At 69.7% G+C, this 25,867-nt stretch carries 31 protein-coding genes; 14 read left to right on the forward strand and 17 right to left on the reverse strand.

Annotation, left to right across the window (positions count from 1 at the left end; genetic code table 11):
* The first annotated feature begins 24 nt into the window (after positions 1 to 24).
* Positions 25 to 1,548, forward strand: a complete 1,524-nt coding sequence (locus AC1C2U_RS12585; protein WP_495362109.1) for an ATP-dependent DNA ligase — start codon at positions 25 to 27, stop codon at positions 1,546 to 1,548.
* 127 nt (positions 1,549 to 1,675) lie between these two features.
* Here AC1C2U_RS12585 and AC1C2U_RS12590 read toward each other — a convergent pair whose 3' ends face one another.
* Complete coding sequence (locus tag AC1C2U_RS12590; protein ID WP_495362110.1) at positions 1,676 to 2,284, reverse strand: dihydrofolate reductase family protein; 609 nt, start codon at positions 2,282 to 2,284, stop codon at positions 1,676 to 1,678.
* Positions 2,285 to 2,366: 82 nt separating this feature from the next.
* On the opposite strand from AC1C2U_RS12590, the gene AC1C2U_RS12595 reads away from it, so the two are divergent.
* On the forward strand, positions 2,367 to 2,756 hold the full coding sequence (locus AC1C2U_RS12595; protein ID WP_495362741.1) for a hypothetical protein: 390 nt from the start codon (positions 2,367 to 2,369) through the stop codon (positions 2,754 to 2,756).
* Positions 2,757 to 2,838: 82 nt separating this feature from the next.
* Entirely contained in the window at positions 2,839 to 3,471 is a 633-nt protein-coding gene (locus AC1C2U_RS12600; protein ID WP_495362111.1) for an MBL fold metallo-hydrolase, read from the forward strand.
* A 9-nt stretch (positions 3,472 to 3,480) separates the two neighbouring features.
* Here the strand turns inward: AC1C2U_RS12600 and AC1C2U_RS12605 are convergent, their stop codons facing one another.
* Positions 3,481 to 4,437: an NAD(P)/FAD-dependent oxidoreductase gene (locus AC1C2U_RS12605; RefSeq protein ID WP_495362112.1), complete on the reverse strand. Its 957-nt coding sequence runs from the start codon at positions 4,435 to 4,437 to the stop codon at positions 3,481 to 3,483.
* Positions 4,438 to 4,504: 67 nt separating this feature from the next.
* Here AC1C2U_RS12605 and AC1C2U_RS12610 point away from each other — a divergent pair, with 67 nt between their 5' ends.
* A complete protein-coding gene (locus tag AC1C2U_RS12610; protein ID WP_495362113.1) occupies positions 4,505 to 5,098 on the forward strand; it encodes a helix-turn-helix domain-containing protein in 594 nt (197 codons plus the stop codon).
* Between the two features lie 142 nt (positions 5,099 to 5,240).
* On the opposite strand, the gene AC1C2U_RS12615 is transcribed toward AC1C2U_RS12610, so the two are convergent.
* Genes AC1C2U_RS12615 through AC1C2U_RS12625 form a run of 3 tightly spaced genes read right to left on the reverse strand, consistent with a single transcriptional unit; the run spans position 5,241 to position 7,520 of the window.
* Complete coding sequence (locus tag AC1C2U_RS12615) at positions 5,241 to 5,546, reverse strand: EthD family reductase (protein ID WP_495362114.1); 306 nt, start codon at positions 5,544 to 5,546, stop codon at positions 5,241 to 5,243.
* Between the two features lie 4 nt (positions 5,547 to 5,550).
* Entirely contained in the window at positions 5,551 to 6,999 is a 1,449-nt protein-coding gene (locus AC1C2U_RS12620; protein WP_495362115.1) for a dihydrolipoyl dehydrogenase family protein, read from the reverse strand.
* Positions 6,996 to 7,520 carry a hypothetical protein gene (locus AC1C2U_RS12625; protein ID WP_495362116.1) on the reverse strand — a complete coding sequence of 175 codons (525 nt, stop codon included), beginning with the start codon at positions 7,518 to 7,520 and terminating at the stop codon, positions 6,996 to 6,998. The genes AC1C2U_RS12620 and AC1C2U_RS12625 overlap by 4 nt, the downstream gene beginning before the upstream one ends.
* Positions 7,521 to 7,788: 268 nt before the next feature.
* Between AC1C2U_RS12625 and AC1C2U_RS12630 the strand changes: the two genes are divergently transcribed.
* Positions 7,789 to 8,394, forward strand: coding sequence for a TetR/AcrR family transcriptional regulator (locus AC1C2U_RS12630; protein ID WP_495362117.1), 606 nt, complete (start codon positions 7,789 to 7,791; stop codon positions 8,392 to 8,394).
* Between the two features lie 48 nt (positions 8,395 to 8,442).
* On the opposite strand, the gene AC1C2U_RS12635 is transcribed toward AC1C2U_RS12630, so the two are convergent.
* The 5 genes from AC1C2U_RS12635 to AC1C2U_RS12655 all read right to left on the reverse strand — a co-directional run bounded on the left by AC1C2U_RS12635 (position 8,443) and on the right by AC1C2U_RS12655 (position 12,968).
* Positions 8,443 to 8,961: a gluconokinase gene (locus tag AC1C2U_RS12635; RefSeq protein ID WP_495362118.1), complete on the reverse strand. Its 519-nt coding sequence runs from the start codon at positions 8,959 to 8,961 to the stop codon at positions 8,443 to 8,445.
* Between the two features lie 32 nt (positions 8,962 to 8,993).
* Positions 8,994 to 11,156, reverse strand: a complete 2,163-nt coding sequence (locus AC1C2U_RS12640) for an ATP-binding protein (protein ID WP_495362119.1) — start codon at positions 11,154 to 11,156, stop codon at positions 8,994 to 8,996.
* A gap of 71 nt (positions 11,157 to 11,227) precedes the next feature.
* Complete coding sequence (locus AC1C2U_RS12645; protein WP_495362120.1) at positions 11,228 to 11,467, reverse strand: hypothetical protein; 240 nt, start codon at positions 11,465 to 11,467, stop codon at positions 11,228 to 11,230.
* 31 nt (positions 11,468 to 11,498) lie between these two features.
* Positions 11,499 to 12,275 (reverse strand): class I SAM-dependent methyltransferase, encoded by a 777-nt coding sequence (locus tag AC1C2U_RS12650; protein WP_495362742.1) that lies wholly within the window; start codon positions 12,273 to 12,275, stop codon positions 11,499 to 11,501.
* Positions 12,276 to 12,542: 267 nt separating this feature from the next.
* Complete coding sequence (locus AC1C2U_RS12655; protein WP_495362121.1) at positions 12,543 to 12,968, reverse strand: cupin domain-containing protein; 426 nt, start codon at positions 12,966 to 12,968, stop codon at positions 12,543 to 12,545.
* Positions 12,969 to 13,048: 80 nt separating this feature from the next.
* Between AC1C2U_RS12655 and AC1C2U_RS12660 the strand changes: the two genes are divergently transcribed.
* Positions 13,049 to 14,041: an ArsR/SmtB family transcription factor gene (locus tag AC1C2U_RS12660; RefSeq protein ID WP_495362122.1), complete on the forward strand. Its 993-nt coding sequence runs from the start codon at positions 13,049 to 13,051 to the stop codon at positions 14,039 to 14,041.
* Between the two features lie 39 nt (positions 14,042 to 14,080).
* Here the strand turns inward: AC1C2U_RS12660 and AC1C2U_RS12665 are convergent, their stop codons facing one another.
* Complete coding sequence (locus tag AC1C2U_RS12665; RefSeq protein WP_495362123.1) at positions 14,081 to 14,482, reverse strand: RidA family protein; 402 nt, start codon at positions 14,480 to 14,482, stop codon at positions 14,081 to 14,083.
* Between the two features lie 91 nt (positions 14,483 to 14,573).
* Here AC1C2U_RS12665 and AC1C2U_RS12670 point away from each other — a divergent pair, with 91 nt between their 5' ends.
* A complete protein-coding gene (locus AC1C2U_RS12670) occupies positions 14,574 to 15,758 on the forward strand; it encodes a hypothetical protein (RefSeq protein ID WP_495362124.1) in 1,185 nt (394 codons plus the stop codon).
* Positions 15,759 to 15,801: 43 nt separating this feature from the next.
* Here AC1C2U_RS12670 and AC1C2U_RS12675 read toward each other — a convergent pair whose 3' ends face one another.
* Positions 15,802 to 16,740 (reverse strand): helix-turn-helix transcriptional regulator, encoded by a 939-nt coding sequence (locus tag AC1C2U_RS12675; RefSeq protein ID WP_495362125.1) that lies wholly within the window; start codon positions 16,738 to 16,740, stop codon positions 15,802 to 15,804.
* A 113-nt stretch (positions 16,741 to 16,853) separates the two neighbouring features.
* Between AC1C2U_RS12675 and AC1C2U_RS12680 the strand changes: the two genes are divergently transcribed.
* A complete protein-coding gene (locus AC1C2U_RS12680) occupies positions 16,854 to 18,020 on the forward strand; it encodes an epoxide hydrolase family protein (RefSeq protein ID WP_495362126.1) in 1,167 nt (388 codons plus the stop codon).
* A gap of 33 nt (positions 18,021 to 18,053) precedes the next feature.
* Here AC1C2U_RS12680 and AC1C2U_RS12685 read toward each other — a convergent pair whose 3' ends face one another.
* A complete protein-coding gene (locus AC1C2U_RS12685; RefSeq protein WP_495362127.1) occupies positions 18,054 to 18,845 on the reverse strand; it encodes an EI24 domain-containing protein in 792 nt (263 codons plus the stop codon).
* 89 nt (positions 18,846 to 18,934) lie between these two features.
* Here AC1C2U_RS12685 and AC1C2U_RS12690 point away from each other — a divergent pair, with 89 nt between their 5' ends.
* Positions 18,935 to 19,540 carry a class I SAM-dependent methyltransferase gene (locus AC1C2U_RS12690; protein WP_495362128.1) on the forward strand — a complete coding sequence of 202 codons (606 nt, stop codon included), beginning with the start codon at positions 18,935 to 18,937 and terminating at the stop codon, positions 19,538 to 19,540.
* Between the two features lie 97 nt (positions 19,541 to 19,637).
* Complete coding sequence (locus AC1C2U_RS12695; RefSeq protein ID WP_495362129.1) at positions 19,638 to 19,838, forward strand: hypothetical protein; 201 nt, start codon at positions 19,638 to 19,640, stop codon at positions 19,836 to 19,838.
* Between the two features lie 269 nt (positions 19,839 to 20,107).
* Here the strand turns inward: AC1C2U_RS12695 and AC1C2U_RS12700 are convergent, their stop codons facing one another.
* On the reverse strand, positions 20,108 to 21,085 hold the full coding sequence (locus tag AC1C2U_RS12700; RefSeq protein WP_495362130.1) for a hypothetical protein: 978 nt from the start codon (positions 21,083 to 21,085) through the stop codon (positions 20,108 to 20,110).
* Between the two features lie 74 nt (positions 21,086 to 21,159).
* Here AC1C2U_RS12700 and AC1C2U_RS12705 point away from each other — a divergent pair, with 74 nt between their 5' ends.
* Positions 21,160 to 21,867: an NAD-dependent deacylase gene (locus AC1C2U_RS12705; RefSeq protein WP_495362131.1), complete on the forward strand. Its 708-nt coding sequence runs from the start codon at positions 21,160 to 21,162 to the stop codon at positions 21,865 to 21,867.
* A gap of 141 nt (positions 21,868 to 22,008) precedes the next feature.
* Here the strand turns inward: AC1C2U_RS12705 and AC1C2U_RS12710 are convergent, their stop codons facing one another.
* Positions 22,009 to 22,482, reverse strand: coding sequence for an NUDIX hydrolase (locus AC1C2U_RS12710; RefSeq protein ID WP_495362132.1), 474 nt, complete (start codon positions 22,480 to 22,482; stop codon positions 22,009 to 22,011).
* A gap of 83 nt (positions 22,483 to 22,565) precedes the next feature.
* On the opposite strand from AC1C2U_RS12710, the gene AC1C2U_RS12715 reads away from it, so the two are divergent.
* The 3 genes from AC1C2U_RS12715 to AC1C2U_RS12725 all read left to right on the forward strand — a co-directional run bounded on the left by AC1C2U_RS12715 (position 22,566) and on the right by AC1C2U_RS12725 (position 24,418).
* Positions 22,566 to 23,204 carry an NAD(P)H-binding protein gene (locus AC1C2U_RS12715; RefSeq protein ID WP_495362133.1) on the forward strand — a complete coding sequence of 213 codons (639 nt, stop codon included), beginning with the start codon at positions 22,566 to 22,568 and terminating at the stop codon, positions 23,202 to 23,204.
* A 388-nt stretch (positions 23,205 to 23,592) separates the two neighbouring features.
* Positions 23,593 to 23,826, forward strand: coding sequence for a hypothetical protein (locus AC1C2U_RS12720; protein ID WP_495362134.1), 234 nt, complete (start codon positions 23,593 to 23,595; stop codon positions 23,824 to 23,826).
* A gap of 76 nt (positions 23,827 to 23,902) precedes the next feature.
* Positions 23,903 to 24,418 (forward strand): helix-turn-helix domain-containing protein, encoded by a 516-nt coding sequence (locus tag AC1C2U_RS12725; RefSeq protein ID WP_495362135.1) that lies wholly within the window; start codon positions 23,903 to 23,905, stop codon positions 24,416 to 24,418.
* Here AC1C2U_RS12725 and AC1C2U_RS12730 read toward each other — a convergent pair.
* Both AC1C2U_RS12730 and AC1C2U_RS12735 read right to left on the reverse strand, forming a co-directional pair.
* Positions 24,400 to 25,026 carry a ClpP family protease gene (locus AC1C2U_RS12730; protein ID WP_495362136.1) on the reverse strand — a complete coding sequence of 209 codons (627 nt, stop codon included), beginning with the start codon at positions 25,024 to 25,026 and terminating at the stop codon, positions 24,400 to 24,402. The genes AC1C2U_RS12725 and AC1C2U_RS12730 overlap by 19 nt on opposite strands.
* Positions 25,023 to 25,664, reverse strand: a complete 642-nt coding sequence (locus tag AC1C2U_RS12735; protein ID WP_495362137.1) for a ClpP family protease — start codon at positions 25,662 to 25,664, stop codon at positions 25,023 to 25,025. The genes AC1C2U_RS12730 and AC1C2U_RS12735 overlap by 4 nt, the downstream gene beginning before the upstream one ends.
* Between the last annotated feature and the right edge of the window lie 203 nt (positions 25,665 to 25,867).

The following is a 25,867-nucleotide window of genomic DNA, read 5'->3' on the forward strand; positions in this document are numbered from 1 at the left end:
GGATGCCGGTGGGAGACTGGCCCTGTGCTGCTCGACGAACTCGTGCTGACTGCCGACACCGTTGCGTCCACCCGCTCGCGACTCGCGAAGGTCGACGCGCTGGCCGAACTGCTGCGCCGCCTCGAACCCGACGAGATCGCGCCGGCGGTCGGCTTTCTGGTGGGCAAGCCTCGGCAAGGCCGCGTTGGCGTCGGATGGCGCGGGGTCGCCGCGGCGGCAGCGGCACCCGCTGATCAGGCCGGCATCACCATCGGTGAGCTCGACGCCGCGCTCGAGCGGTTGGCCGCGACATCCGGTGCCGGGTCATCGGGTGAGCGCGCTCGGGAGTTGCGCGAGCTGATCGGGCGTGCCACCGAACGCGAGCAGGGTTTCATCGGCCGGGTGCTGCTCGGCGAGGTGCGCACCGGCGCACTCGAGGGGGTGCTGACCGACGCGATCGCACGCGCCGCCGATCGCCCCGGCGACGTCGTACGCCGTGCCGCCATGCTCTCGGGCGATCTCGGCGAGACCGCCCGGCTCGCGCTCACCGGCACCGAAGCCGAACTCGAAGCCGTCGGCCTCGTCGTCGGGCGGCCCGTGCTGCCGATGCTCGCGGCGACCGCGTCGAGTGCGGCGGCCGCCCTCGAGACCACCGGCGAGGCATCCGTCGAGTTCAAGCTCGACGGCGCACGCATCCAGGTGCATCGTGCCGGCGACGAGGTGCGCGTCTTCACCCGCAACCTGGCCGACGTCACGCACCGCCTACCCGAAGTCGTCGACGTCGTGCGAAGCCTGCCGGTGCGCGACGTCATCCTCGACGGCGAGACGCTCTCACTCGACGAAGACGGTGCGCCACGACCGTTCCAAGAGACGATGTCGCGATTCGGTGCGGATGCCGCGCGCGACACCCTGCTGCATCCGTGGTTCTTCGACGTACTGCACGTCGACGGGCGCGACCTGCTCGACGAACCGCTCTCGACGCGGCTCGCCGAACTCGAGCGCATCGCGCCCGCCCAGCGCATCCCCGGCGAGGTGACCGCCGACCCCGAGGTCGCCGAGCGGGTGTCCCGCGACGCGCTCGCCGCGGGGCAAGAGGGCGTGGTCGTCAAGGCGATCGGCTCGCCGTACGCGGCGGGCCGGCGCGGGTCGAGTTGGATCAAGGTGAAGCCCGTGCATACCTACGACCTCGTCGTGCTCGCGTGCGAGTGGGGCTCGGGGCGGCGCACCGGATGGCTCTCGAACCTGCACCTCGGGGCGCTCGACCCCGTCGGCGAGTTCGGCGAGCCGGGCGAGTTCGTGATGGTCGGCAAGACGTTCAAGGGGCTCACCGACGAGCTGCTGCGATGGCAGACCGAGCGGTTCCCGCAGATCGAGACCCGGCGCACCGCGAACACCGTGTGGGTCGAGCCGAGCATCGTCGTCGAGATCGCGATCGACGGGGTGCAGCGCTCGAGTCGCTACCCCGGCGGCATCGCGCTGCGCTTCGCGCGCGTCAAGCGCTATCGCGATGACAAGCGTGCGGCCGAGGCCGACACGATCCAGACGCTGCGCGGGCTGTTGCGGGGATAGCGCGTGAATGGGCGGATGGCACACAGCTCCCGAGTGCTCCTGATCTCTTCGATGCGCCCCGATACTGATGCCCCTGATGCCCCTGATGCAGCCCTGATCGGCGGGCGCTTGGGCGCGCGGGTCAGGGCTACTCCGAGATGTCGATGCCGGTAACGGGCTCGCCCGCGGGCTCGTAGATGAGCTGGATCGCACCCTTCGGGAAGACCTTGGGCGGCTCGGCGAGTGTGAAGGCCGACGGCACCAGGCCGTCGATCCAGAGTCGCTTGCCGGTGCCCAAGGTGATCGGGTAGACCCAGAGATTCAGTCGGTCGACGAGATGTTCCCTGAGCAGGGACTGCACGAGGTCACCGCTGCCGATGACGTGAATCTCTTCGAAGCGGTCGCGAATCGCGGCCACGTCGGTCGCGACATCCGTCACCACCGTCGTTCCAGCCCAGCTCGGATCGGTCAGCGTATTCGAGGCGACGAACTTCGGCACCGCGTTGAACTTGGTCGCGATGGGTTGGTCGCCGGCGTTCGGCCAGTAGCCGGCGAAGATGTCGTACGTCTTGCGGCCGAGCAGCAACGCCTGCAGGCGATCGATGCCGGCACCGATCGACTCGCCCGACTCGTCGTCGAAGTACGCGCCCTGCCAGCCGCCGAACTCGAATCCGCCATCACGATCCTCGTCTGGGCTGCCCGGGGCCTGATACACCCCGTCGAGGGTGATGAAGAGGTCGACGACGATGATTCCCATGATCTGCTCCTTCGCGGTGAGACGGCGTTCGACGTGCGGTCGGATCCGTCGATCATTCGGTCGGTCCTGAAGCGGATCCCGTCTGCACGATACGACCGATCGCCGCCCGCCGCGAGCCCCTCGTCGACGGGAGCGGGCTCAGCGCTGCGGGTTCGCGGAACTCGCGCGCACGACGAGCGGCGCGGCCGGCGCGCCGTTCCCGGCCGGCCCGTTCCTCGCCGCGGGCCAGTTCGAACTCGATGCCCCGGCCGACCTGTTCCTCGACACCCTGTACTGGGGCAAGGGGCTCGTCTGGGTCAACGGGTTCCTGCTCGGCCGCTACTGGCGCCGCGGACCGAAACGCACCCTGTTCGTGCCGGGGCCCGTGACGCGCGCCGGCCGCAACGAGGTCGCGGTGCTCGAGTTCGAGGCGATCGCCGAGCCGGTCATCCGCACGCTCGCGGCGGCGGATCCCGGCCACAGGGAGATCTGAGCCGAGCAGCCGGACTCGACTCGCCGACGCGATCGGATCTCACCGTAGGATCGGCGACGAAGCGGATCGGAAGGGTGGACACATGGAGCTCACGAAGTACGGCCACGCCTGCGCGCGACTCGAACGCGACGGGCGTGCTTTCGTGATCGACCCCGGCGTGTTCACCGACGGGCCGGTTCTCGACGGGGTCGAGGCGGTGCTCATCACGCACGGGCACTCCGACCACGTGGATGTCGAGCGGCTCGCGGCGTGCGGCCCCGAGGTCGAGGTGTGGACGTCCGCCGCGGTGGCCGAATTGCTCGCCGGCATTCCCGCGACCGTGCACGTCGTGAGCGACGGGGATCGGTTCGAGGCCGCCGGCTTCCCGGTTCGCGTCTTCGGAGAGTGGCACGCCCGGAGTCATCCCGACAACCCGATCTCGACGAACCTCGGCTTCCTCGTCGACGACGAAGTGTTCTACCCAGGTGACGCGCTCACGGTGCCGGGGGTGCCGGTGCCCACGTTGCTCCTGCCCGCCCAGGCACCGTGGATGCTCGGGGCCGAGATGGTCGCGTACCTGCGCGAGATCGGGCCGCAGCGCGCCTACGCGACCCACGACGGCCTGTTCAACGAGCACGGGCTGGCGCACATCGACGGCTGGCTCGAGCACGAGGCCGAACACGCCGGGGCCGAGATTCGCCGCCTTGCGGTGGGGGAGTCGGTCACGCTCGCCTAGGCGGCACGATCACGCGGCGCGTGCGGCGCGGATCTCCTCCTCGATCAGATCGGCGTTGATCGCCGCGCCGGCGAGATTGCCGACGCCTGAGGCGAGCGGCACCGAGGCCATCGGATTCACGACATTGCCCGCCGCCCAGAGCCCGGGCACGCTCGTGCGCCCGGTGGGGTCGACGCCGACCCAGTCGCCCTCGCCGATGGCCGGGCCCGAGGCGGCGCCGAGGCTGAGCAGCAGTGCGTCGTTCGGCACGAAACGCGGGCCGAGGAAGATCGAGTCGAGCGGCACGACGGCGCCGTCGGCGAGGCGGATGCCGCGGAGTCGCCCGTCATCATCGGCGAGCACCTCAGCCCACGGCCGGTCATCGAGGGCGATGCCCCGAGCGGTCATCCCGGCCAGGGCGTCGGTCGTGACATCCGTGCCGTTGGTGAAGAAGGTCACCGACGACGACCACTGCCGCAGCAACTGCACCTGGTGCACGCTGCGCTCGCCGGTGGCGAGGACGCCGATGCGCCCGTCGCGCACCTCCCAGCCGTCGCAGTAGGGGCAGACGACCGCCCCGGTGCCCCATTGCTCGGCGAGGCCGGGCAGTTCGGGCAGCTCGTCGCGAAGGCCGGTCGCCACGAGCAGGCGACGTGCGGAATGCTCCTCGCCGGAGTCGAGGGTCACGGTGAAGCCACCCTCGTCGGCGGCCACGGCGCCGCTGCGCGCGACCTCGACGGAGGCGACCTCGCCGTCGCGCACGACACCGCGGTAGCGCTCGACTTCTTCGCGGCCCCGCGCGAGCAGTTCGCGCGGGGACCAGCCGTCACGGCCGAGCACGCCGTGCATGTGGGCGGCGAAGCGGTTGCGCGGTGCACCGCCGTCGAGCACCAGCACCCGGCGCCGAGCGCGCACGAGCATGAGGGCGGCGCTGAGCCCGGCGCTGCCGCCGCCGACGATGATGACATCCCACGATTCACGTTGCATGCGTCCACCCTCCCGATAGTCTGAAATCGACGCAACGCACATTGCCGAAACGGCAAGGAGGAGTCAGATGGTCGACGACATCGAAGCCATGCTCGACTCGGTCGCCCCGCGGCTTCGTGGGCTCCGCCGCCGCCGTGGGTACACGCTCGCCGAGCTCGCGTCCGAGACGGGCATCTCGACGAGTACGCTCTCGCGCCTCGAATCGGGGCTGCGCCGGCCCACCCTTGAACTCCTCGTTCGCATCGCCGCCGCCTACCGGGCGAACCTCGACGACCTCGTCGGCGCACCTCAGATCGCCGACCCGCGCATCCACCCGAAGCCCTTCTACCGCGACGGGCGGGCGATCATCCCGCTCACCAGGCAGAACCCAGAGCTGCGCGCCTTCAAGATGGTGCTGCCGGGGTATCCGAGCGATCAGCCCGTCGCGCAGGGATCCCACGAGGGCTACGACTGGATCTACGTGCTGAGCGGTCGGGTGCGTCTCGCGCTCGGCGACGAGGAGATCATCCTCGAAGCAGGCGAGGCAGCGGAGTTCGACACTCGTGTTCCGCACGGCCACGCGAGCGCCTCGAGCGAGCCGGCCGAGATCCTCAACCTACTGAGCGTGCAGGGGGAGCGGGTGCACCTGCGCACCGGGTCGGCGGACGACGCACGCGCGTGAGCGATCGACCATGTGTCGGCGCGCAAGTACGCGGCGACTTCGAACCGGCGTCATGCCCCTTCTTCTCGCGCATCCCACACGCGCGAGAAGAAGGGGCATGATCGCCGGGGCGCAGTCTTCAGTGCTGCGCGCCCGACGCTGGTCAGGCTCGTTCGATGTCGGAGAACAAGCCGCTGAACGGTACTCCCGTGCCGATCAGTCGCTGGAAGAACTCTCCCGCGACATGCGTCGCGACGGCCGCCGAGGCGGCTTCGTACGACTGGAAGTACAGGTCGAGGGTGCGATGCGCGGGAGTGGGTGTTCCGTCCTCTTTGGGCCAGACCTTTGCCGCCTCGATTCGCTGCAGCGCGGGCAGCTGCTCGGCGAGGGCGACGATCTCCGGGTAGGCGTTTTCGAACTGGGCCGAGTCGGCGGGGTTCTCGATGATGATGGTGATCTTCGTGGGCATGATGTCACATTCCTTTCTGGTCGCGTACTTGTGCTTCGGCCGGCCGGCCGTAGGTCTCCAGGAGCCGGAGCCAGATCTCGCTGATGGTCGGATACGCGGGCACCGCGTGCCAGAGCCGGTCCATGGGGACTTCTCCGACGATGGCGATGGTCGCTGCGTGCACGAGTTCAGCGACGTCCTGCCCGACGAACGTCGCGCCGACGATCAGCTGCCGGTCCTCGTCGACGATGAGCTTTGCGCGTCCGGTATAGCCGTCGGCATGGAGCTTCGCTCCGCTGACCCAGCCGAGGTCGTACTCGACCGCGCGGTAGTTGAGCTGCTTCTGCCTGGCGCCTTCCTCGGTGAGACCGACGGCGGCGACCTCAGGGTCGGTGAACACGACGCGCGGAACTGCCGCATGGTCGGCGGTGGCGACGTGCTGTCCCCACTTCTCGTTGGCGACGGGCGATCCGCTCAGCCGTGCCGCGATCGCCTCCCCCGCGGCGCGTGCCTGGTACTTGCCCTGATGGGTGAGCATCGCACGTCCGTTCACGTCACCGACTGCGTACAGCCAGTCGGTGCCGTGCGCGAGCATGGTGTCGTCGACGGTGATTCCGCGGCTGACATCCAGTCCCAGTGCTTCGAGACCGAGGTTGTCGGTGGCCGGGCGTCGCCCCGTCGACACGAGGAGCTCGTCCGCGCTGAGGGTGGTGCCGTCGGCAAAGGTGATCGTGACGATGCCATCGGCGTCGCGGTCGACTCTGGCGAGGCCCGCCGCGGTGTCGACCTTCACGCCTTCAGCAATCAGCGCTGCGGCGACATGCTCGCCCACGAACGGCTCTTCGCGCTCGAGCAGGCGAGTGCGGGAGAGCAGTGTGACCTGTGAGCCGAGAGACGAGAACGCGAACGCGAGTTCGGTGCCGGCCACGCCGCCCCCGATGATGGCGAGCCGGGGAGGTACGTGGTCAGCGGAGGTGGCCTCCCTGGTGCCCCACGGCGAGGCCTCTGCCAGGCCGGGAATCGGAGGGAGGACGGGAACGGAGCCGGTCGCGACTGCGACGGCCTTGGCCGTGTAGACGCGATCGCCGACGGTGACCTGCCCTGTGCCGGTGATGTGGCCGTGCTCGCGGATGAGGTCGATGCCGGCGGATTCGATCCAGGAGACCTGGCCGTCGTCGTTCCAGTCGTCCGTGAAGGACGTGCGTCGCGCAAGGACGGCGGCGGCATCGATGTGATCGGTGATCGCCTCGCGCGCTCCCGCCAGGCGGCGTGCGGCGCGGATCGCGTGTCCGCTGCGCAGGAGCGCCTTGGAGGGCATGCACGCCCAGTAGGAGCACTCGCCTCCGACGAGCTCGGATTCCACGATCGCGACGCGGATGCCGTGCTTCGTGGCGTAGTCGGCGACGTTCTCGCCGACCGCTCCGCCGCCGACGACGATCAGATCGTAGTCGTGTGCGATGGAGCCGGCGGTCATGCTGCGACCTTCTTCCGCAGCACCATGGACAGACGGATGGCGGAGATCAGGAACAAGACCGCACCCAGAAGGGCATAACCCGCCACTCCCGTGATCATCCCGTTGCCCTGAAGACCCTGCGCGATGAATGCCCCGCCGGCGAGGAGGGAAATGCCGCCGGACAGCATTTGAGGCACCTGCCCACCGGTGCGGCGGTTGCGAATGGCGGTGATCAGCTGGGGGAGACCCGCGCCGATGGCCCACACGCCCCACACAGTCAGCGCGGTGGAAGCCGACACCGTCGATGCCCAGCCGAGGGCGATCGCCACGAGAACGCTGACGATGACATTGATCCATTCCGAGACCTTCGCGCGACGGTTGTCGCCTTCGGAGCGGATCTGCCAGAAGACGGATGCTGCGTCGAACAGCGGGTACACGATCAGCAGAGTCGTGAGGAAGGCTCCCGCGGCCCCGCCGGTCAGGAACAGCAATATCGCCCAGACCACGGTGAACCCGAAGCGGACGAAGTACAGGCTGCGCAACGTGCTGCTCATGCCCGTCGAGGAGGTGGTATCTGACATGTTCAACATCTCATTTCGAATAGTGCGTATGTAGAGTGACTAGTACGTCTACCGACAGAACATAGCCCTGTCATCGGGAAAGCGCAAACGTGGCGTTTGTTCCCCTCGTCGGCTGTCTGAACTGGTTGCGAGTGGACCGGCTCCGCGAGTATGGTTACTAGTACGTCTATGTCGTCAGGGGATGCGCGAGCGCTGACGTGATCAGTCCAATTCCTGAGCGGAGCCCGAAGTGCACGATGAGACAACCGCCCCCGCGGCGAAGACATCGGGCGGCGCGAACACACGACAGCGAATTCTCGATGCCGCCAACGAACTCTTCTACAACCACGGCATCCGGGCGACAAGCGCCGACCGAATCATCGAGCAGGTCGGCATCACCAAGGTCACCTTCTATCGCCATTTCCGCACGAAGAGCGACCTCGTGGTCGCCTACCTGGAGCAGCAGTCGAAGGCCGAACAGGCTTGGATGAAGAGCACCGTCCACGCGGGAGACCCGCTTGCGACGGCACGCACCATCGCTGCCGGCATCGGAGCAGCGAGCTGCAGCCCAGGCTTCCGCGGATGTGCGTTCATCAACGCGGCTGCAGAGTATCCCGACCCCCAGGATCCCGTTCGCCGCGCCGTCGATGCACACCGGGCCTGGATGCTCGATCATTTCGCCGCGATAGCCGCGCAAACCGGCGGGAGCGACGTGCGGTCGGTGGCGAATCAGCTCATGATTCTCCGTGACGGCGCAATGGTCAACGGCTACCTGGGGGATCCATCCGCCATCGCAGACTCTCTCGAGGCGGGATTCTCCTCGATCCTCAGGCCGGTCGACGACAGCGGACGGTGAAAACCTCCGATTCGATCGACCTGCGTGGGCACAGGAACACGGCGGCGCTCACGATCGGGGTGTGAGCGACTCGACGTCGGGGCGGAGCGCGATGAGCGCCCGCTCGACGATCGCAGCCGAGCCGCCGGTGACGTCGATCGTGCAGCCGGCCTCGTCTGACGCAAGGGGCTCGAGTGTCGCCAGCTGCGAAGCGAGCAGGCTCGGCGGCATGAAGTGACCGGTGCGGGCGGCAGCGCGCGCGGCGAGCAGTTCGGGCGAGCCGTGCAGGTGCAGGAAGACGGTCGACGGCGCGGCGGCACGGATGCGGTCGCGGTACCCACGCTTCAGGGCGGAGCATGCCATGACGATGCCCGTGTCCGCCGATCCGATCTCAGCGCCCACGAGGTCGAGCCACGGCCCGCGGTCGAGGTCGTCGAGAGCGACTCCCGACGCCATCTTCCGCCGATTCGCCTCGGGGTGCAGGTCGTCGGCATCGCGGAAGGGCACGTTCAGGCGGTCGGCGAGCGCTCGGCCGATCGTCGACTTGCCGACGGCTGAGACGCCCATGACGACGACGTAGATGCCCATCGTCAGAGCCTAACCGCGTGCACGTCGCGCGCTCAGCCGGCAATCGCGAGGCGTTCGCGGATCGCAGACTGGTTCGCCTGGTCACCGGCGGAGTCGGCGAACTCGAGCGCCCGCTCGAGCAGGCGGCTCCGTTCGGCCGGCTCCGCCCGGTCGGCCTGCAGGATCAGGCCGCGCGTCGTGCAGCGCACGTCGCCGAGCCGGCGAAAGACGTCGACCAGCTCATCGAGACCGCTCGCGACATCCGGAACCCGGAGCGTCTGCTGCACCAGCTCGGCGTGCGCGAGCTCGTGCACGTTGCCCGCGGCGCGCGCGTACTCGGCGCACTCGGCCGCCCAGACGACCGCACGATCACGCTCGATCCCCGCCACGGCCGCGGTGTGGGCCATCATGTACCGGGCATTGCTCACATGGGTCGCGTCGCCCGCCCGCGCATACCCGCGCATGGCCGCGTCGAACTCGGCGATCGCACGCGATGCCTCGGCGGTCGACGGGCCGCGCAACGCGATGCCACGCATCTGATGCACGGCAGCGAGCTCCCACTCGTCGGCGAGGGCCAGCGCGAGCTGTTCTGCCACGGCGAGATGCACGATCGCGGCGTCGGTGCGACTGCGGTAGGCGTCGGCGATTCCGGCGAGATGATGAGCGGCGAGCTGCGACCGGTCGTCGTCGGCGATCGTGAGGGCCCGCTCGGCGAGTTCTTCGACGAGTTGCACGTCGTAGTACGAGAGCCCGTTGCCGATGACCAGCAACTGGTCGGCGGATGCCGTGGACAGCAGCCGTTCGTCGCGCGCGGCTCTCGCGAGCGTGCGCACGCTGTCGACATCCGACCCGTACTGCTCGATGCCGATCGCGAGGTCGGCGGCGAGTACCAGGGCGCACGGATGCCCCGCCGCAAGCGCCCAACGAAGTGCCGCGTTCACCTCGGGGCAGACGCGCGCCGACAGGCTCATGGCCTCGGCACTGTCATCGACGCGTGCACGAACGATGAACTGGGATGCGAGGGCGGCGTAGTACTCCGCATGGCGTTCGAGCACTTCGCGCACCGTGGCGGCGTCGGTGCGTGCGAGCACGAACTCCCGCATGACCGCGAGCAGGCGGAACCGGCGTGGGTGCCCGCCGGTCGGCACGAGCATCGAGTGGTCGAGCAAGCGCAGCACGACCCCCTCGGCGCCCGGGTGCGTGACGGCCGCGGCGAGATCGACGTCGAACGTTCGGGGGAGTGCGCCGAGTCGGCACAGCACCTCTCGCTCATCGTCGGTGAGCAGGTCCCACGTCCATTCGAACGCCGTGTCGAGCGTGCGATGACGGCCCATCGGCACCGCGCGGTCGAGCATCGCGAAGTCCCGTTCGAGACGCGAGGCGAGTTCGGCGAGCGAGAGGTGCCGCGCGCAGGCGGCCGCGAGTTCGATCGCGAGCGGCAGTCCGTCGAGCCGCGTCGCGATCTCGCCGGCGAGGTCGCGTTCGGCGGGGGTGGTGAGCTGCCCTCGATCACCGAGGCGATCCAGGAGCATCTCGGTCGCCGCGGCATCCGTACCCTCGACCGCAAGCGGCGCGAGCGTATGCACTTGCTCGGCCGTGTCGCCGATCGGGGTGCGCGAGGTGGTCAGGATTCTGAGGCTCGGGGTCGTCGCCTGCATGAACGCGGCGACCTCACCGACCATCGGGCCGACCCGGTCGATGTTGTCGAGCACGAGCAGGTAAGGGCGGGCGCCCAGGGCGACGGCGATCGAGGCCGAGACGTCGGCGCCCGGCGCCGATTCGAGGTCGAGCGCTCGCGCGATGCGGGCGACGACATCGTCGGGCTCCGCGTGCTCGAGTTCGACGATGACGGGTGCGCGCTCGCCATGGCGCCTCCTCGCGAACTCGAGCGCGAGCCGTGTCTTGCCCACGCCGCCGGGGCCGACGATGGTCACCCACCCATGGCGATCGACGAGATCGGCGACGGCCCCGAGATCGGCGGTGCGCCCCACGAAAGCATTGCGCGGCAGGCGAACGGATGCTTCGTGCCGGTCGCCCGCGGCGACCATGAGCGCGGCCCGGCTGTCGGCGCCGAGCTTGCGGCGAAGGCTCGCCACGTGGCTCTCGACGGTGCGCACGGAGATGAACAACTCCGCGGCGATCTCGGGGTTGCTCAGGCGCCGCTCGATGGCGGCGAGCACCGCGCTTTCGCGTGGCGTGAGCGGGTGGCCGGCCACGACGCCCAGTGTAGGCCTGGGCGTCGCGCGCCGCACCGATGCGTCCACCCGGGAATCGGCATCGGCGAGCGTCACGACGCGATCGGGGTGGGGCCGCCGCTCGGGGCCGCGTGGCTCGTGGAGTGCACCGCCCAGGTGAGGCGGCGCCGCCAGCGCACGAGGAACGGCGGCCGCGCGACATCCGTCACCTGCACCTCCGCCTCTTCGGCGGCGCGCTCCGCGATGACGCGGCGCTGCTCGAGCTCCCGCAGCATGCGTTCTTCGCCTCGTTGATGCAACTCGAAGACGAGGTAGTCCTCGCTCTGGTACATGACAGCTCCTTCGGGTGGGGCCCTGACCGCGTCAGGTTCGGCGAGCGGTGACGAGCAGGTACTCCCACTGCATCGCGTCGCCGGCTGAGCGGAGGCCGTGGGATCGGGCGAGTTCGACGAGAGCATCGTCGAGCGCTCGAACCTGGTCGGGGTCGTCGGCGATGCGGCCGTACACCGCGATCGTCGGACCGTAGTTTCGCTTGAAGTAGTCGCGGAACTCCTCGGGTGAGTCGAACCGGTCGATGGTGACGCTCTCGCGTCGTGCGGTGGAATCGTCGACGCCGTCGCCGAGCAGTTCGCGCACGTGGTGCTCGTCGCCCCAGAGCGGTGCAGGCTCGGCGCCCTGGGGCAAGGGGGCCGCGAACGGCTTCATGGTTCGGAACATCTGGCCGATGAAGCCGTCGGGCGTCCAGCTGAGCAGGCCGATGCGACCGCCGGGGCGGGTGACGCGCAGCAGCTCGCCCGCTGCCTGCCGATGGTGCGGTGCGAACATGACGCCCAGACAGGAGACGACCGCATCGAAGGCCGCATCGTCGAACGGCAGCGACTCGGCGTCGGCCTCACGCCACTCGAGCGCAGCGCCCGCCTCCTGTGCGCGTCGTCGGCCGACATCGAAGAGCTCGGGCGTGAGATCGCTCGCCACGACGGTGCCGCCCCGAAGTGCGGCGGGGATGGCTGCGTTGCCGGAGCCGGCCGCCACGTCGAGCACGCGGTCGCCCGGGTTCACCCCGACCTCGTCGACGAGGGTGGCGCCGAGACTCCAGACCAAGTCTGAGGCCAGTGTCGGGTAGTCGCCCGACGCCCACATGGTGCGGTGCTTCGCCTTGAGGGCCTGATCGGCCGGGTCTGCTGCGGGTCGAGCGTGTCGGGACACTTGCTCGGGCGAGGCTTCGGCAGGCTCAACCTGCAGGTTCACGGGTGATTCGGTCATGGTCGTCTCCTCGATGCACTCGGATGAGAAGGATCCGCCAATCGTGCGCGCGTTCGACTGGCGCCGCATCCGTGCAGCACACTGAGATTTACTCAGTGTCAGTGCTGACCAGTTTCGGCTGAGGTCGCCCGACCTCGCGCGTGGTCACTCGGCGAACTCCTGCTCGATGACGTCCGACGCGTGGATGCACACCATGCGCAGTCGCCCGGCGCCACCCGCGACGAAGCGGTGCCACGCTCCGGCCGGAGCGGTGGCCGTGTCGCCGGCAGTGGCGACGAACTGCTCGTCGCCGATCGTCAGGTGGGCCTCGCCGTCCAGCACGATCCACGTCTCGGAGTACGGGTGGCGGTGCAGGCCCGGCCCCTGCCCGGGTTCGTTGTCGACGAGGAAGTACGAGACGGCGGCGCCGTGCTCACGCCCGACGAAGCGCAGGGTGCGGCCGGTTCCGAGCCGGATGAGCTCGGCGGGCACGATGGGTGGTGTCGGCGCGGGCGTCTTCGTCGACGCCGTGCTCGGCAGGGTCGGCGTGACTGGAGCCACGGTTGCGGGCGTCGGTGCTGCGAGGTTCATGGGGTGCCTTTCGTCGACATGAGCGGCAATTCGTTGAGAACAGGCTCTGCCCGCGTCATCCGACTCGATAGCATTTCGATGTGGATCGAAAGTTCGTGGATTTCAGACTGGCACCCGATGACATCTCGGCGATCCGCTTCGGTGTCTCGCCGGGGCACGAACTGAGCCATGCGATGCGCGTACTGCAGCGGCCCGCCGAGCAGCCGAGGCAGTGGGGCTGGCTGCGCAGCGTGCGCGAACGGGTACCGCAGCAGCCGTTCGAACTCATGGCCGTGATCGTCGGCGAGGCCGGGTATTTCCCCGACTTCCTCACCGCGACGCCGAGCTGGGACATGAGCCCGGCCGATGAAGCTGCGCGACTGCGGGCCGTGCGCCCAGAGCTGCTCCGAGCCGACCTCACCAAGATGCTCGCCCGCTCAAGCGGCCACCGGCACGAGGCGATCGCCCGCATGATCGAGCACCCGATCCGCGCCAGAGGCATGATCGCCGACGCGTGGGGCGAACTCTGGGACTCGCTCCTCGCCCCCGTCTGGCCGCACCTCGAGCGGATCCTGCGCGCAGACATCGCTGTGCGGGCTCGCCGCGTCACGACCGAGGGAATCGCCGTGATGGTGGCCGGGCTGAACGAATCGGTCACGTGGCACAGCGATGCCGTGCGCGTGCGTCTGCGCCAGCACAGCGAGCTCGTCGACTGCCGAGGGAGCGGGCTCGTGCTCGTCCCCTCGGTCATGAGCGGACTGGGATGCGCGGTGCTGACCGAGCGGCCGGCGCAGCCGACGCTCTTCTACCCGGCGCAGGGCGTGACCGAGACGTGGGCGCAGGATCCCGCGGCGGCATCGCGCTCGCTCGGTGCCCTGATCAGTCCGGCGCGCGCCGAGATCCTGCTGAGCTCGCACGACCCCCGCACGACCTCGCAAGTCGCCACCGATCGTGGCATCGCCGTTTCGACGGCCTCACATCACCTCTCGGTGCTGCGCGACAGCGGACTCATCGCGAGCGTGCGCGACGGTGCTCGAGTGCTGCACTCGCGCACGCCACTCGGCGAGGCGATGGTCGGCGCCGCGATTCGCTGAGCGGATGTCGAGGGGCACGCGGCGACGGCATCTGCTCACTCAGGCCGGAATCACCGCAGCGATGGCGCTCACCTCGATGAGGGCGCCCGGCACGCCGAGCGCCGCAACCCGTGCGGCTGTGACGAGCGGCGGAGCGCCGCCCGTGGCGAGCCGCGGCGCGATGGCGCCGTATGCGGCACCGAGGTCGGCGTCGGCGGCGATGAGCACGGTCCACTGCACGACGTCGGCGAGCGATGCGCCCGCCGCTTCGAGTGCGATGGCCGCGTTGTCGATCGCGCGGATCGACTGCTCGGCAACGTCGCTCGAGACGACCGCGCCAGTGGTGTCGACGCCGTTCTGGCCGCCCACGAAGATGGTCGCGGCGCCGGCGGGCACGATGGCGACGTGGCTGAACGCCGGACTCACGACGAGCCCGGCGGGTTGCAAAAGGGTGATCTCCATGGGCTTGACGCTTGCATGAACCTCTGACAACACGCGGCAAGCCGTGACGACCGGATTGCCCAACCGGGCCGTGAACAGCGATACTGCACGGGTGACCCTCGAACCCATCGCGGGCCCGGCGCCCGAAGCCGTCGTGCCCTCATCCTCTGCCGCGCCCCACTTGCGGCGCACCATCACGTGGCTGGTGATCGGCGCGGCGTTGTTCCTCCTCGCCGCCGCAGCGATTCTCACGACCCATACGATCGCGAACCTGAGGTTCACGTCGGCGGTCGCCGCCCACCGTGCAGCGGTGGCCGAGGCGAAGGTGGTCAGTGACTCGACGGGCGTCGTCGAAGCGGATGCCGCCGAGACCGCCGAGATCGCGACATCGCTGCTCGCCGCACCCGACGGATTCGTCGACACCGTCGCCAAAACCGATCTGTCGGCCGTGGCCGGCGAGCTCGGCGCGCTGATCGAGGCGGCACCCGACTTCGAAGTCGAATCAGCTGAACCGACGGGGCCGTTGCCGCGCCCGGTCTGGTACGCCGATCTCGATGCCGCCTCCGAAGCGCTCACCGCCGAGACCGAGCGGTTGCACGACGGCGCCGACGAATCAGAGCGCCACGCGTCATCCGTGGCCGAGGCCGACAGCGCCACCGCCGATTCGGGGCTCGTGTTCGTCGAGGCGATCGCCCCCGTCGCAGCCTCGATCGAAGCGGCGAACGGCTCGGCGCGCAATATCGAGCACATCGACTTCCGCAACGCGGTCGAGCAGCTCGCGGGTGGAACCTGGGGCTACGACGCTCCTGCGCGGGTCGACGAATACGTGGTCGCCGCCACTGCGCTGCAGTCGACGCACGCCGCCGAGGAAGCCGAGAAGGCCGGGCCGCTGTACGGGCAGCGGGTCGCCGTCGAGGCGTACGCGCGTTCGATCGCGGGCGGTGTGCTGCTCGAGTTCGACTGGGCGCCGATCGTCATCGGCTACGGTGACAACGGCTCGGCCGGTGGAACGGCCACGTGGGACACGTGGGAGGGCGGCCTCTCGACGATCACGCTCTCGAACAGCATCGCCGAGCAGTGGGGCGACCCGCTCATGGTCGCGCTCGTCACGCACGAGGTGGGTCACGCCATCACCTCGAAGTGCTACGACATCGTCGGCGAATACGCAGACAACAACGAGCCGTGGGCCGTTGCGTGGGCGATCGGCATGGGACATACCGACCCCAACGGCAACGGTGAATGGCTCTACGGTCATCCCTCCGACGAGCTCATCGAGCGCTCGAAGACGTGCCGCTGAGCTCGAGCCTGCACGCTCTCGAATCGATCGGCGTCCGATCGCTTCAGACGGTGATGTTCGCTGCACGTGCGTACCGCTCGCTGAGCGTCAGCAGGAGCGGCCGGAGCTCGGCCGGCGAATCCACCGAGAAGTCCATGCCCAGCATTCCGATATAGGCGGCGATCGTGTCGAGCGAGTCGGCGCCGGTGACGAGGACCGACTCTGTGTCGGAGACCACTTCGACGACGCCCACCGCGTGGTTGATGCGTGCGAGCACGGCGTCGGCGGGTGCTGCGATACGAAGGCGTGCGTTCACCTTCCACCCGCTCGCGGCGATCGAGCGCATGGCGAACGCCGTGTAGTCCCCGCCCGGCAACGAGGCGGGCGCAAAGCGCCGTCGCGTCGGCATGCGCGGTTCGATCCAGTCGGCCCGGAACGTGCCCCACTCCTCGGTCGACGGGTCGCGCCCGACGAGATACCAACGGCGCTGCCAGCTGAGCAGCCGGTACGGCTCGATGAGGCGGGATGCGCCTTGGTAGTCGAACCGGAACCATTCGATGTCACGGATGGCGCCGGCAATCGCCGTGAGCACGGCCGCGTCGACCTCGGGGTCGGGCGCGTCGGTGCCAGTGTTCTCAGGCGCTCGCTCGACGACGGTCGCGAGGGCTGCAACTGTCGGCCGCAGTCGCGAGGGGAGCACCTGCTCGAGCTTGGAGAGCGCGCGGGAGCTCGACTCCTCGACGCCCGAGATGCCCGTCGCGGCGCGCAGACCGATCGCCACGGCGACCGCCTCCTCGTCGTCGAGCAGCAGTGGGGGCAGTTTCGCGCCGGCCCCGAGTCGGTAGCCGCCGGCGGCGCCGCGGGTCGCGTCGACCGGGTAGTCGAGCTCGCGCAGCCGGTCGATGTCATTGCGGATGGTGCGAGGCGTCACGCCGAGTCGGGCGCCGAGTTCGGTGCTCGTCCAGTCGGGCCGCGTCTGCAGCAGGGCGAGCAGGGCGAGCAATCGTGTGGCAGTGTCGGCGATGACGAGCCTCTCGGAGGGCTCCGGGAAACAATCTCCGGGAACTGTTTTGATTAGGAACTGAACGTGCCTATATGCACCGTACCGTCGAAGACATGAACGACACCACCGCAACCAGCACCGACATCCGCCCCTTCCGGATCGAGGTCGCCCAGGCCGAGATCGACGACCTGATGGAGCGTCTCGCCCGCACCCGCCTGCCGCAGCCCGCACCGACCGACGACTGGGACGCCGGCACCCCGAACTCCTACCTCCGCGAGGCGCTCGACGCATGGCGCACCCTCGACTGGCGTGCTGTGGAGGCCCGCATCAACGCGTTCCCGCACTTCGTGACCGAGGTCGACGGTCAGGACATCCACTTCATCCACGTGCGTTCGGCACATCCCGGTGCGACCCCCCTGCTGCTCGCCCACACCTACCCGGGTTCGTCCGTCGACTATCTCGAGCTCATCGACCTGCTCGTCGACCCGGTCGCGCACGGTGGTCGCGCCGAAGACGCCTTCGACGTCGTGATTCCTGATGCCCCGGGCTACGGCTTCTCGAACCCGGTCGCCGAAGCGGGCTGGACCGTTGCCCGCGTCGCCCGCGCCTACGACGAGCTCATGCGTCGCCTCGGATATGCCGAGTACGGCATCCACGGCTCCGACAACGGCGCGATGGTCGCCCGTGAACTCGGACTCCTCGACCCCGAGGGCTTTCTGGGACTGCACGTGCTGCAGCTCTTCTCGTTCCCGAGCGGCGACCCCACCGAGTTCGAGCACCTCACGCCGCAGGACTACGCGGGGCTCGAGCACATGCAGTGGTTCCAGTCGGTCGGCGGCTACAACACGATGAATGCGAGCCGCCCGCAGACCGTCGCGGTCGGCCTCAGTGACTCGCCCATCGGACTGCTCGCGTACAGCGAGCTCTTCAACTCGTTCGGCAACGGCACCTCGCTCGTCTCGCTCGAGCAGATCATCACCGAGGTGAGCGTCAACTGGTTCGCGAATGCCGCGGCTGGCATGAGTCGCAGCTACCTCGAGAACGCCCGTGCCGCCGCCGAGCCGCAGGTCAGCGCTGCGCGCACGGGAGTCGCGGTCTTCAAGGACGACTTCCAGACGATCAAGGTCTTCGCCGAGCGCGACAACTCGAACATCGTGCACTGGAGCCGCTTCGAGCAGGGCGGCCACTTCGCGGCGCTCGAGGTGCCCGAACTCGTCGCCGGCGACATCCGCGCCTTCTTCGGCGCGACACCCTCCGTCCGACCTGTTGCGCCGAGCTGAGCGCGTGGTTGTGAAGCGAGCGGATCAGCGCGATCACGCACTGCCCTGGCGGCGGTGATCGGCCGCTGATCCTGATTCTCGTCGGAGAACCACTGGCGCCGAGTCGAGTGCGGCCCGGGCGAGCATCGTCGAACCGGCGACCGCCGCCGGCATGGTGACCACCGCTCCGAGCGGCACCATGAAGCACAGCTGCGTGGCGACGCCGAAGCCGAGCATTTCGGCGCGATGCCCGCGCAGCAGTGCCCTGCGCGTCTCCGAGGTGATGCCTCGGGCCTCGAAGGCTCGCGCGGTGAGTTCGCGGGCGAGCAGCCATCCCGACAGCGCGACGCCGAGCACGGGCGCGGCGATCGCACCGATCAGGGGCACGAGCCCGACGAGGCCCACGACGAGCGCCGAGACGACGCCGAGGGCGACGAGCCCGGCGGCATCCGCGGCTGCGCGCCAGAACCCGGCTCCGCGATCGGGCACCTCGCCGCCGAGTTCGAGTTCGACGGCGCGCCAGATGCGCTCGTAGAAGGAATCGCCGACGGCGAGCGTGAGCGCCGTGAACGTGACGGCGGCGAGCAGCACCGCGCCCGCGAACGTGACCGCGGCGAGGGCGATGCGCAGCGAAGCAGCCCAGAACTCCTGCCACGCATCGGCGAACGGCGTCGCCCAGTCGACGATGGCCGGCAGCTGGATGCCGAGCGCGACGAGTGCGGCGACCACGACCGCGAAGACGATCGCCGCAGGGATCAGTCCGAGCAGCATGACGCCGGGTCGCCGCCGCCAGAAGCCGAACCCGCGCACGAGCAGGGCCGCGCCCGACAGGAATCGCCTGAGCATCGCACCAGCCTAGCGATCTGCTCCGGACAGATGTCTCGTCCTCTGGAGCGCGAGTTGACGCGCGCCCGCCGACGTGCTCGCATGGCGGCATGGAACAACGACGCCCTGCCGCGACATCCGGCCTCATCGGTGACGACGAGCTCGACGACCTCGAGCGCGAGTTCGTCGGTCGCGTGCGCGGGCGGGTACTCGAGATCGGCGCGGGGGAGGGCGAGAACTTCGGCGCGCTGCATCCCGACGTCGATTGGGTCGGCCTCGAACCGGATGCCGCGCGGCGGGCCGAACTCGCCACGCGCGCCCGCGAGTGGCGCCATCACGGCGAACCACTCGACGCGCGGGCCGAGTCGATTCCGTTGCCCGATCGCTCGGTCGACGCCGTCGTCGCCACCTACGTGCTGTGCTCGGTCGACGACCTGGCGATGGCGCTCGCCGAGGTGCGGCGCGTGCTCGCGCCCGGCGGCCGGGTGGTGTTCATCGATCACGTCGCCGCGCCCCCGCGCACCGCGAAGCGCGCCCTGCAGCGCGTCGCGACTCCGTTCACGGCAAGGTTCTGCCACGGATGCCACTGGGACCGCGACACCGAGCGGGCGCTTGCCGATGCGGGGTTCGTGGGCGACGACGTGCGCCCGCTCCGCGTGCGTTCGATGCCGTTCGGCGCTGTGCCGACCCTGCTCTTCGACGGGCATGCGCCCTGACGGCGACGGCGATCGAGTCGCGCCCGCCGGCGAGCGGCGCCAGCGGGCGAATCGCGCCCGCCGTGAGGCATCCGTCGCCCTCGACTACCCTTGAACCATGAGCCGCACCGTCTGGACCGTCATCGGCGTGATCGTCGCCGTCGTCATCGCATGGTTCCTCGTCGACGTCCTGTTCAGCCTGCTCTGGTTCGTCGGCAAGCTCGTGATCGTGGCCATTGTCGCCGTGATCGTGTTCTTCGTGCTGCGAAGCGTGTTCGCGCGTCGCGGTTCCGATGGACAGGATTCGATCGAGCGCTGAGCGCCATTCGTCCACGGCTCGTGGAACCGGGTGCCGGCTGCCGGACATCCCTGAGTGCGCGCACTCGCGCACGAAGGGAATCGAAAATGCCTGCGAACTCCATCGACCCCGCGGCGGTCTCGCTGCCGCCCACCCAGCCCGTCGACATCACGACGTACGTCGCCGATCTGCTCGAGCAGTCCCGCGACTGACGCGGCGACGGCGCGGAGCCGAAGCATTCCGTGCCGTTCGCGTCGGGACGGGCGAAGGCGCCGGCGGCTGACGGCCGGTCAGTCGAGCGCGGCCTGCGCCTCATCGGCTGCGTCGCGAGCTTCACTCGCCGACCGCGCCGCGCGGTCGTGCTCCCGACCGAGCGGGCGGAGTTCGCGCTCGGCATCGCCGAGTTCGGTCTCGACCTCGCGCAATCGCTTCTCGAGGTCGTCGCGTTGCTCGGAGCGATCGTCGATCAGTCGGCCGAGCGTCGCGATGCGCTGCTCGAGATCGTCGAGCGCTCGTTCGGCCTCCGCCGCTCGAGCACTGGCTTCCCGCGCTTCCCGTGCTGCCCGCTCGGCCCGCTCTCGCGCGTCGCGTCGTGCCGCCTCCGCGCTCACCTGCTCGGCCGCTCGGGCGCTCGCCTTCGCCCCCGAGCCGGTGCCGCCGCTGTCGTCCTCGGTCTGGTCTCCGGCACTCGGCGCCGTCGTGCCGTCCGATCGCCGGCCGTGAGCGTCGCTGCGGCCTGGCGCATCCGCATCCGCATCCGCATCGCCGCCGGCCACCGCGCCGTCGAGATCGACCTCGCGGCCGACGGCCTCGAGGCTGCGAACGAGCCGCCCGGTGCGCACGGCGTCGGCGGCAGAGGCATCCGACATCGCCGCCTGCATCGTCTGGGAGACCTCGTCGAGCACCGGGCTGCGCACCGGGTTGCCGAGTGACTCGGCGAGCTCGCCCGACTCGCGGGCGAGTGCGGAGACGAGCTGGCGGCGTTGCCGGGCGAACTGCGCGAGCGTTCCGGCGTCGAGCTCGTCGCCGGCTTCGCGAAGCTGGGCTCCGAGGTCGATGATCGAGTCGACCTGCTCGCCGCGATGCCGAACGAGCTGGTTGACGAGCCACGCCGCAGGCGATGGACGACGTAGCTCGCGAACACCGGCTGCCAGTTCGCGATCGTCGGCAGCGACCGACTTCGCGTGCTCGTTGCGCGCCGCGGTGAACGCATCGGGCAGCTGCGCGTACAACTCCTCGGCGATGTCGGTCAACGATTGCCCGGGCACGCACTCATCCTCGCCGATCCCGGGTCAGGGAGGAAGGACCGGCGCGGCGCACGCGGGTGCGATGTACTGGGTGCATGCGAATCGTGGTGCTCACGGGAGCCGGCATCTCCGCCGAGAGCGGGGTGCCGACCTTCCGCGACGCCGGCGGGCTGTGGGAGAACCACCGCGTCGAGGATGTCGCGACGCCCGAGGCGTTCGACCGCGACCCCGACACCGTGCAGCGGTTCTACGATGCGCGACGGCGCGCGGTCGCGGCGGTCGCTCCGAACCCCGCCCATGACGCGCTCGTACGGCTCGAACAGCGTCTCGACGACCGCCTCGGCGACGAGCTGCTCATCGTCACGCAGAACATCGACGACCTGCACGAGCGTGCCGGGTCCCGCCGTGTGGTGCACATGCACGGCGAGCTCGGCTCGACGCTCTGCGCCGCCTGCGGCGGCCGGTCGCCGGTGGCGGCCGACCTCATCGAGTGGTCGCAGTGCCCAGCCTGCGGCGAGCGGATGCTGCGCCCCGATGTCGTCTGGTTCGGCGAGATGCCCTACGAGCTCGACCGTATCGAGCGCGCGCTCGCCGCGTGCGACGTCTTCGCGGCGATCGGCACTTCGGGGGCGGTGTACCCGGCTGCCGGGTTCGTCTCGACGGCCGCCGAGTACGGCGCGCGCACGGTCGAGCTGAACCTCGCGCCGAGCGAGATCACGATGCTGTTCGACGAGGTGCGGCACGGCCCGGCGAGCCTCGTGGTGCCCGAGTGGGTCGACGGGATGCTCGACTCACGGGCGTGACGGGATGTTCGACGCACGGGCGTGACGGGCGGCTCGACGCACGGGCGTGAACGGCGCGAGCGTCATCGCGTGAGCGCCGGCAACGTCGCCAGCGCCGCCGCCGCCGGCACCGCCATCGACGTCGCCGAGCCGCGCTCGCGTTCAGTCGTGCTCTGCGTCGAGCCGCGCTCGGAGTGCGTCGAGCGCGGGGCGCTGACCCGCGACCAACAGCTCGTGCGCCTCGGTGATGGGCACCCATCGAGCTGCATCGACCTCAGGGAACTCGCGAAGCCGGCCCGACCGCGGCGGCCATTCGAGCTCGAAGGTGTTCGAGGCTACCTCGGCGACCTCGAAGCGCTGAGCCCGGCCGGCGAACACGCGCACGCGCTTGCCTGAGGAATACCGGAAGTCGCCGAGATCGATGACGTCGACGTCGGGCGCTCGCGTACCGATCTCCTCGGCGAACTCGCGCTGCGCCGCCGCGAGCGGCCCTTCATCGTCTGCGTACCCGCCCTTGGGGATCGACCAGGCACCGGCCTGCTTCCGCGCCCAGAACGGCCCTCCCATGTGCGCGATGAACACCTCGAGCCCGGGCGACTCACGGAACAGCAGCAATCCCGCGCTCGTCACCGACATCGTCCACCGCGCGAGCCTTCGCGTGCCGGGGGTAGCGTGGACTGAACGAGCTGAACGAGCTGAACGAGCTGAAGGAGCTGCACATGGCACGCATCATCATCATCGGGGGCCACGGCAAGGTCGCCCTGAAACTCGAACGGCTGCTCGCCGAGCGCGGCGACGTCGTCGACGCGATCATCCGCAACGCCGATCACGCCGCCGACGTCGAGGCGGCCGGAGCGAACCCGGTCGTCGCCGACATCGAGCAGCTCGACGTCGACACGCTCGCCGAACTGCTGCACGGACACGATGCCGTGGTCTGGTCGGCCGGTGCCGGCGGCGGCAGTCCCGAACGCACGTACGCCGTCGATCGCGACGCCGCCATCCGGTCGATGACCGCGGCCGAACGCGCGGGCGTTCGGCGTTACGTGATGGTGTCGTACTTCGAATCGCCCGACCACACGGTGCCCGAGGACAACTCCTTCCACGCCTACGCCGAGGCGAAGGCCGCGGCCGACGAGCACCTCGCGACCACGAAGCTCGACTGGACGATTCTCGGCCCCAGCCGACTGACCGACGGCGACGGCACGGGACGCATCGACACCGAGGCATCCGAGAGCCGTACCGTCGACCGAGCGGATGTCGCCGCGGTCGCGGCCGAAGTGCTGCATCGACCGCACACGGCACACCGCACCATCCGGTTCAACGGCGGCGGCACGCCGATCGCCGACGCCTTCGGCTGAGCGAGTGCTGCCGAGCACGGCCTCACGCCGGGTCAGTGCTCGCGTGGCCGGCGGATGAGCGACCAGAGTGCCGCGAGGAGCAGCACCCCGCCGACCGTCAAGAACGTTCCGAGAATCGACCACAGCACTGCATCAATCGTCATCGTGCACCTCCACGTCAGTGGGTTCATTCTGCCCGCGAGCGGGCTCGAGCGCCAGCATTGCAGCGCGTCGCGTTCAGCCGAGCATGATCGAGTTGCGGTCGTTCTGGCTCACCCGCACGGTGAAGAGCGCCCGCGGCTGCCAGCGGCGTAGCTCAGTTCGATGAACGAATTCGGCGTCACGTCAAGCTCTTGACGGATGCCGCGGACCCCGCTCACGCTGGATGCATCCCTACCGCGGAGGCATCATGACCGATCCACGAGACACGACGCAACGACACGAAGCTCGGGGCATCGTCGACACCAGTGCCAACGACCTCGACGCCGAGCAGCGCAACGCGGCCGACGACACGGAGACGGCCGAATCAGACGCCGCCCGGAACGGAGCATCGCAGGGTGACGACCCGAACGACCTCGATGCCGATAACGCCGTCGAGGCCGACACGATCGAGACGGTCGATCCCGCCAACCCGCCGGCGTGACCGAGCAGGGTCGATGCGTTCTGCTCTGAGCGGATCGGCCTGACGGCGAGCGGATGCCGCGGCTAGCCTCGGGGTCATGGGCAAGGTCGTCGAGTTCACACGGGCCACTGATCGACGCGCCTCGGAGCCGAGTGCTCCGCGGCCGAACGCAGCGAAGCCGCTGTGGCGACACGCGCTCGGCGAGGTGCTGCGCGGCGAACGGCTCGGCCAGGAGCGGATCCTGACGGAGGTCGCAGCGACTGCCGGTGTCTCGCCGCAGTACCTCTCCGAGATCGAGCGCGGACGTAAGGAGCCCTCGTCGGAGGTGCTCGGCTCGGTCGCCGAGTCGCTCGGGCTCGAACTCGTCGACGTCGTGCAGCGCGTCGGCTCGTCGCTCGCCGAGCGTCAGGAGGCCGAGCGACGCGAAGCCGAGCGGCGCGAACTACTGCGAGTCGAGGCGTCGTTCGCGTTCCGGGCCGACGCGGTCGACGGAGTCGACCTGGTCGACACGGTCGAGACGGTCGGCGCGGCGGGGGAGCATCCGCTGGCCGTCGTCCTGTCCGGCGGGCTGCACGCGCCCGCCGGACCGGGCGTCTACCTGCTCGCCGCGTAACCTCGCGACGCCGCCACCTCGACCTGCGTCGTCAGCACGTGATCGGCGAGCCCGTATTCGACGGCAGCGCTCGCAGGCAGGATGAGATCGCGGTCGGTGTCGTGCCGGAGGGTCACCGCGTCACGGCCGGTGTCAGCCGCGAGGGCCGCCTCGAGCTCGGCGCGCACGCGCACCACCTCGTCGGCGTGCAGGATGAGGTCGGGGATCGTGCCGCGCCCCTGCGTCGACGGCTGGTGCAGCACCACCCGGCCGTGCGGCAGGATCGCCCGCTGCCCCTTCGTGCCGCCGGCGAGCAGCACGGCCGCCGGACCGACGGCCTGGCCGACGCACGTCGTCGCGACATTCGGGCGGATGTGCTGCATCGTGTCGTACACCGCGAGCGCAGCGCCGGGCGAGCCGCCGGGGGAGTTCAGGTACAGGCTGATGGGCGTCTCGCTCGACTCCGAGGCGAGATGCAGGAACTGTGCGATGAGCACGTTCGCCACCCCATCGTCGATCTCGGTGCCGAGGTAGACGATGCGGTCCGAGAGCAAGCGGCTGTAGACGTCGAGCGAACGCTCGCTGTTGCCGCGCTTCTCGACGACGTAGGGGATCGTGTAGCTGCTCATGCCGGCACTCGCAATCCGGTCTGCGCCTGCAGTCCGACCTGGGGGTCGCGTCCCTGTGGGAACATCTCGCCGAAGCCGTCGGCGATGCGGTCGATGAAGCCGTAGTCGACGGCCTCGGTGGCGGTGTACCAGCGGTCGCGCAAGGAGTCCTCGGCGATGCGCTCGATCGGCTGGCCGGTGTTCTCGGCTGTGATGCCGAGCACCGTGTCTCGGGTGTAGCGCAGGTCGTCGGCCTGCAGCTCGACGTCGACGGCGGTGCCGCCGATGCCGGCCGAGCCCTGGTGCATCAGGATGCGTGCGTGCGGCAGTGCGAACCGCTTGCCCTTCGTGCCGGCGCTCAGGAGGAACTGCCCCGCGCTCGCCGCGATGCCGACGGCGATCGTCGACACGTCGTTCGGGATCGACCGCATGAGGTCGGCGATCGCGAGCATGGCGGAGACCGAGCCGCCGGGCGAATTGATCCAGAAGCGGATGTCGCGGCGCTGGTCATCGGCCGCGAGCGTGACGAGCTGCGCGCAGAGCCGGTTGCCGACCTGCTGGTCGAGGCTGTCGCCGAGCACGATGATGCGCTCGTGGAAGAGGCGCTTCGTGAGTTCGGCGTCGATCGGCTGGATCGGTGGGGATTCGTTGTCGCTCATGCTTCCAGCGTGCGCGCGGGCCGTCGGCCGTGGGGCGGATGCCGCTGAGAGCAGTGCTGCCGTGAGCGGTACTGCCGAGGGCAGTGCTGCTGACAGCAGCACAGTTGTCGGCACGGTTTGCGGGCAGAACGGCCGTGCGGGCAGTGGGCATGCCGCGGCATCCGTGACTCTTCGGCTCTGGCGCTCGGCGTGCGCACGCGCCG

Source organism: Agromyces sp. Y575 (assembly GCF_059445445.1).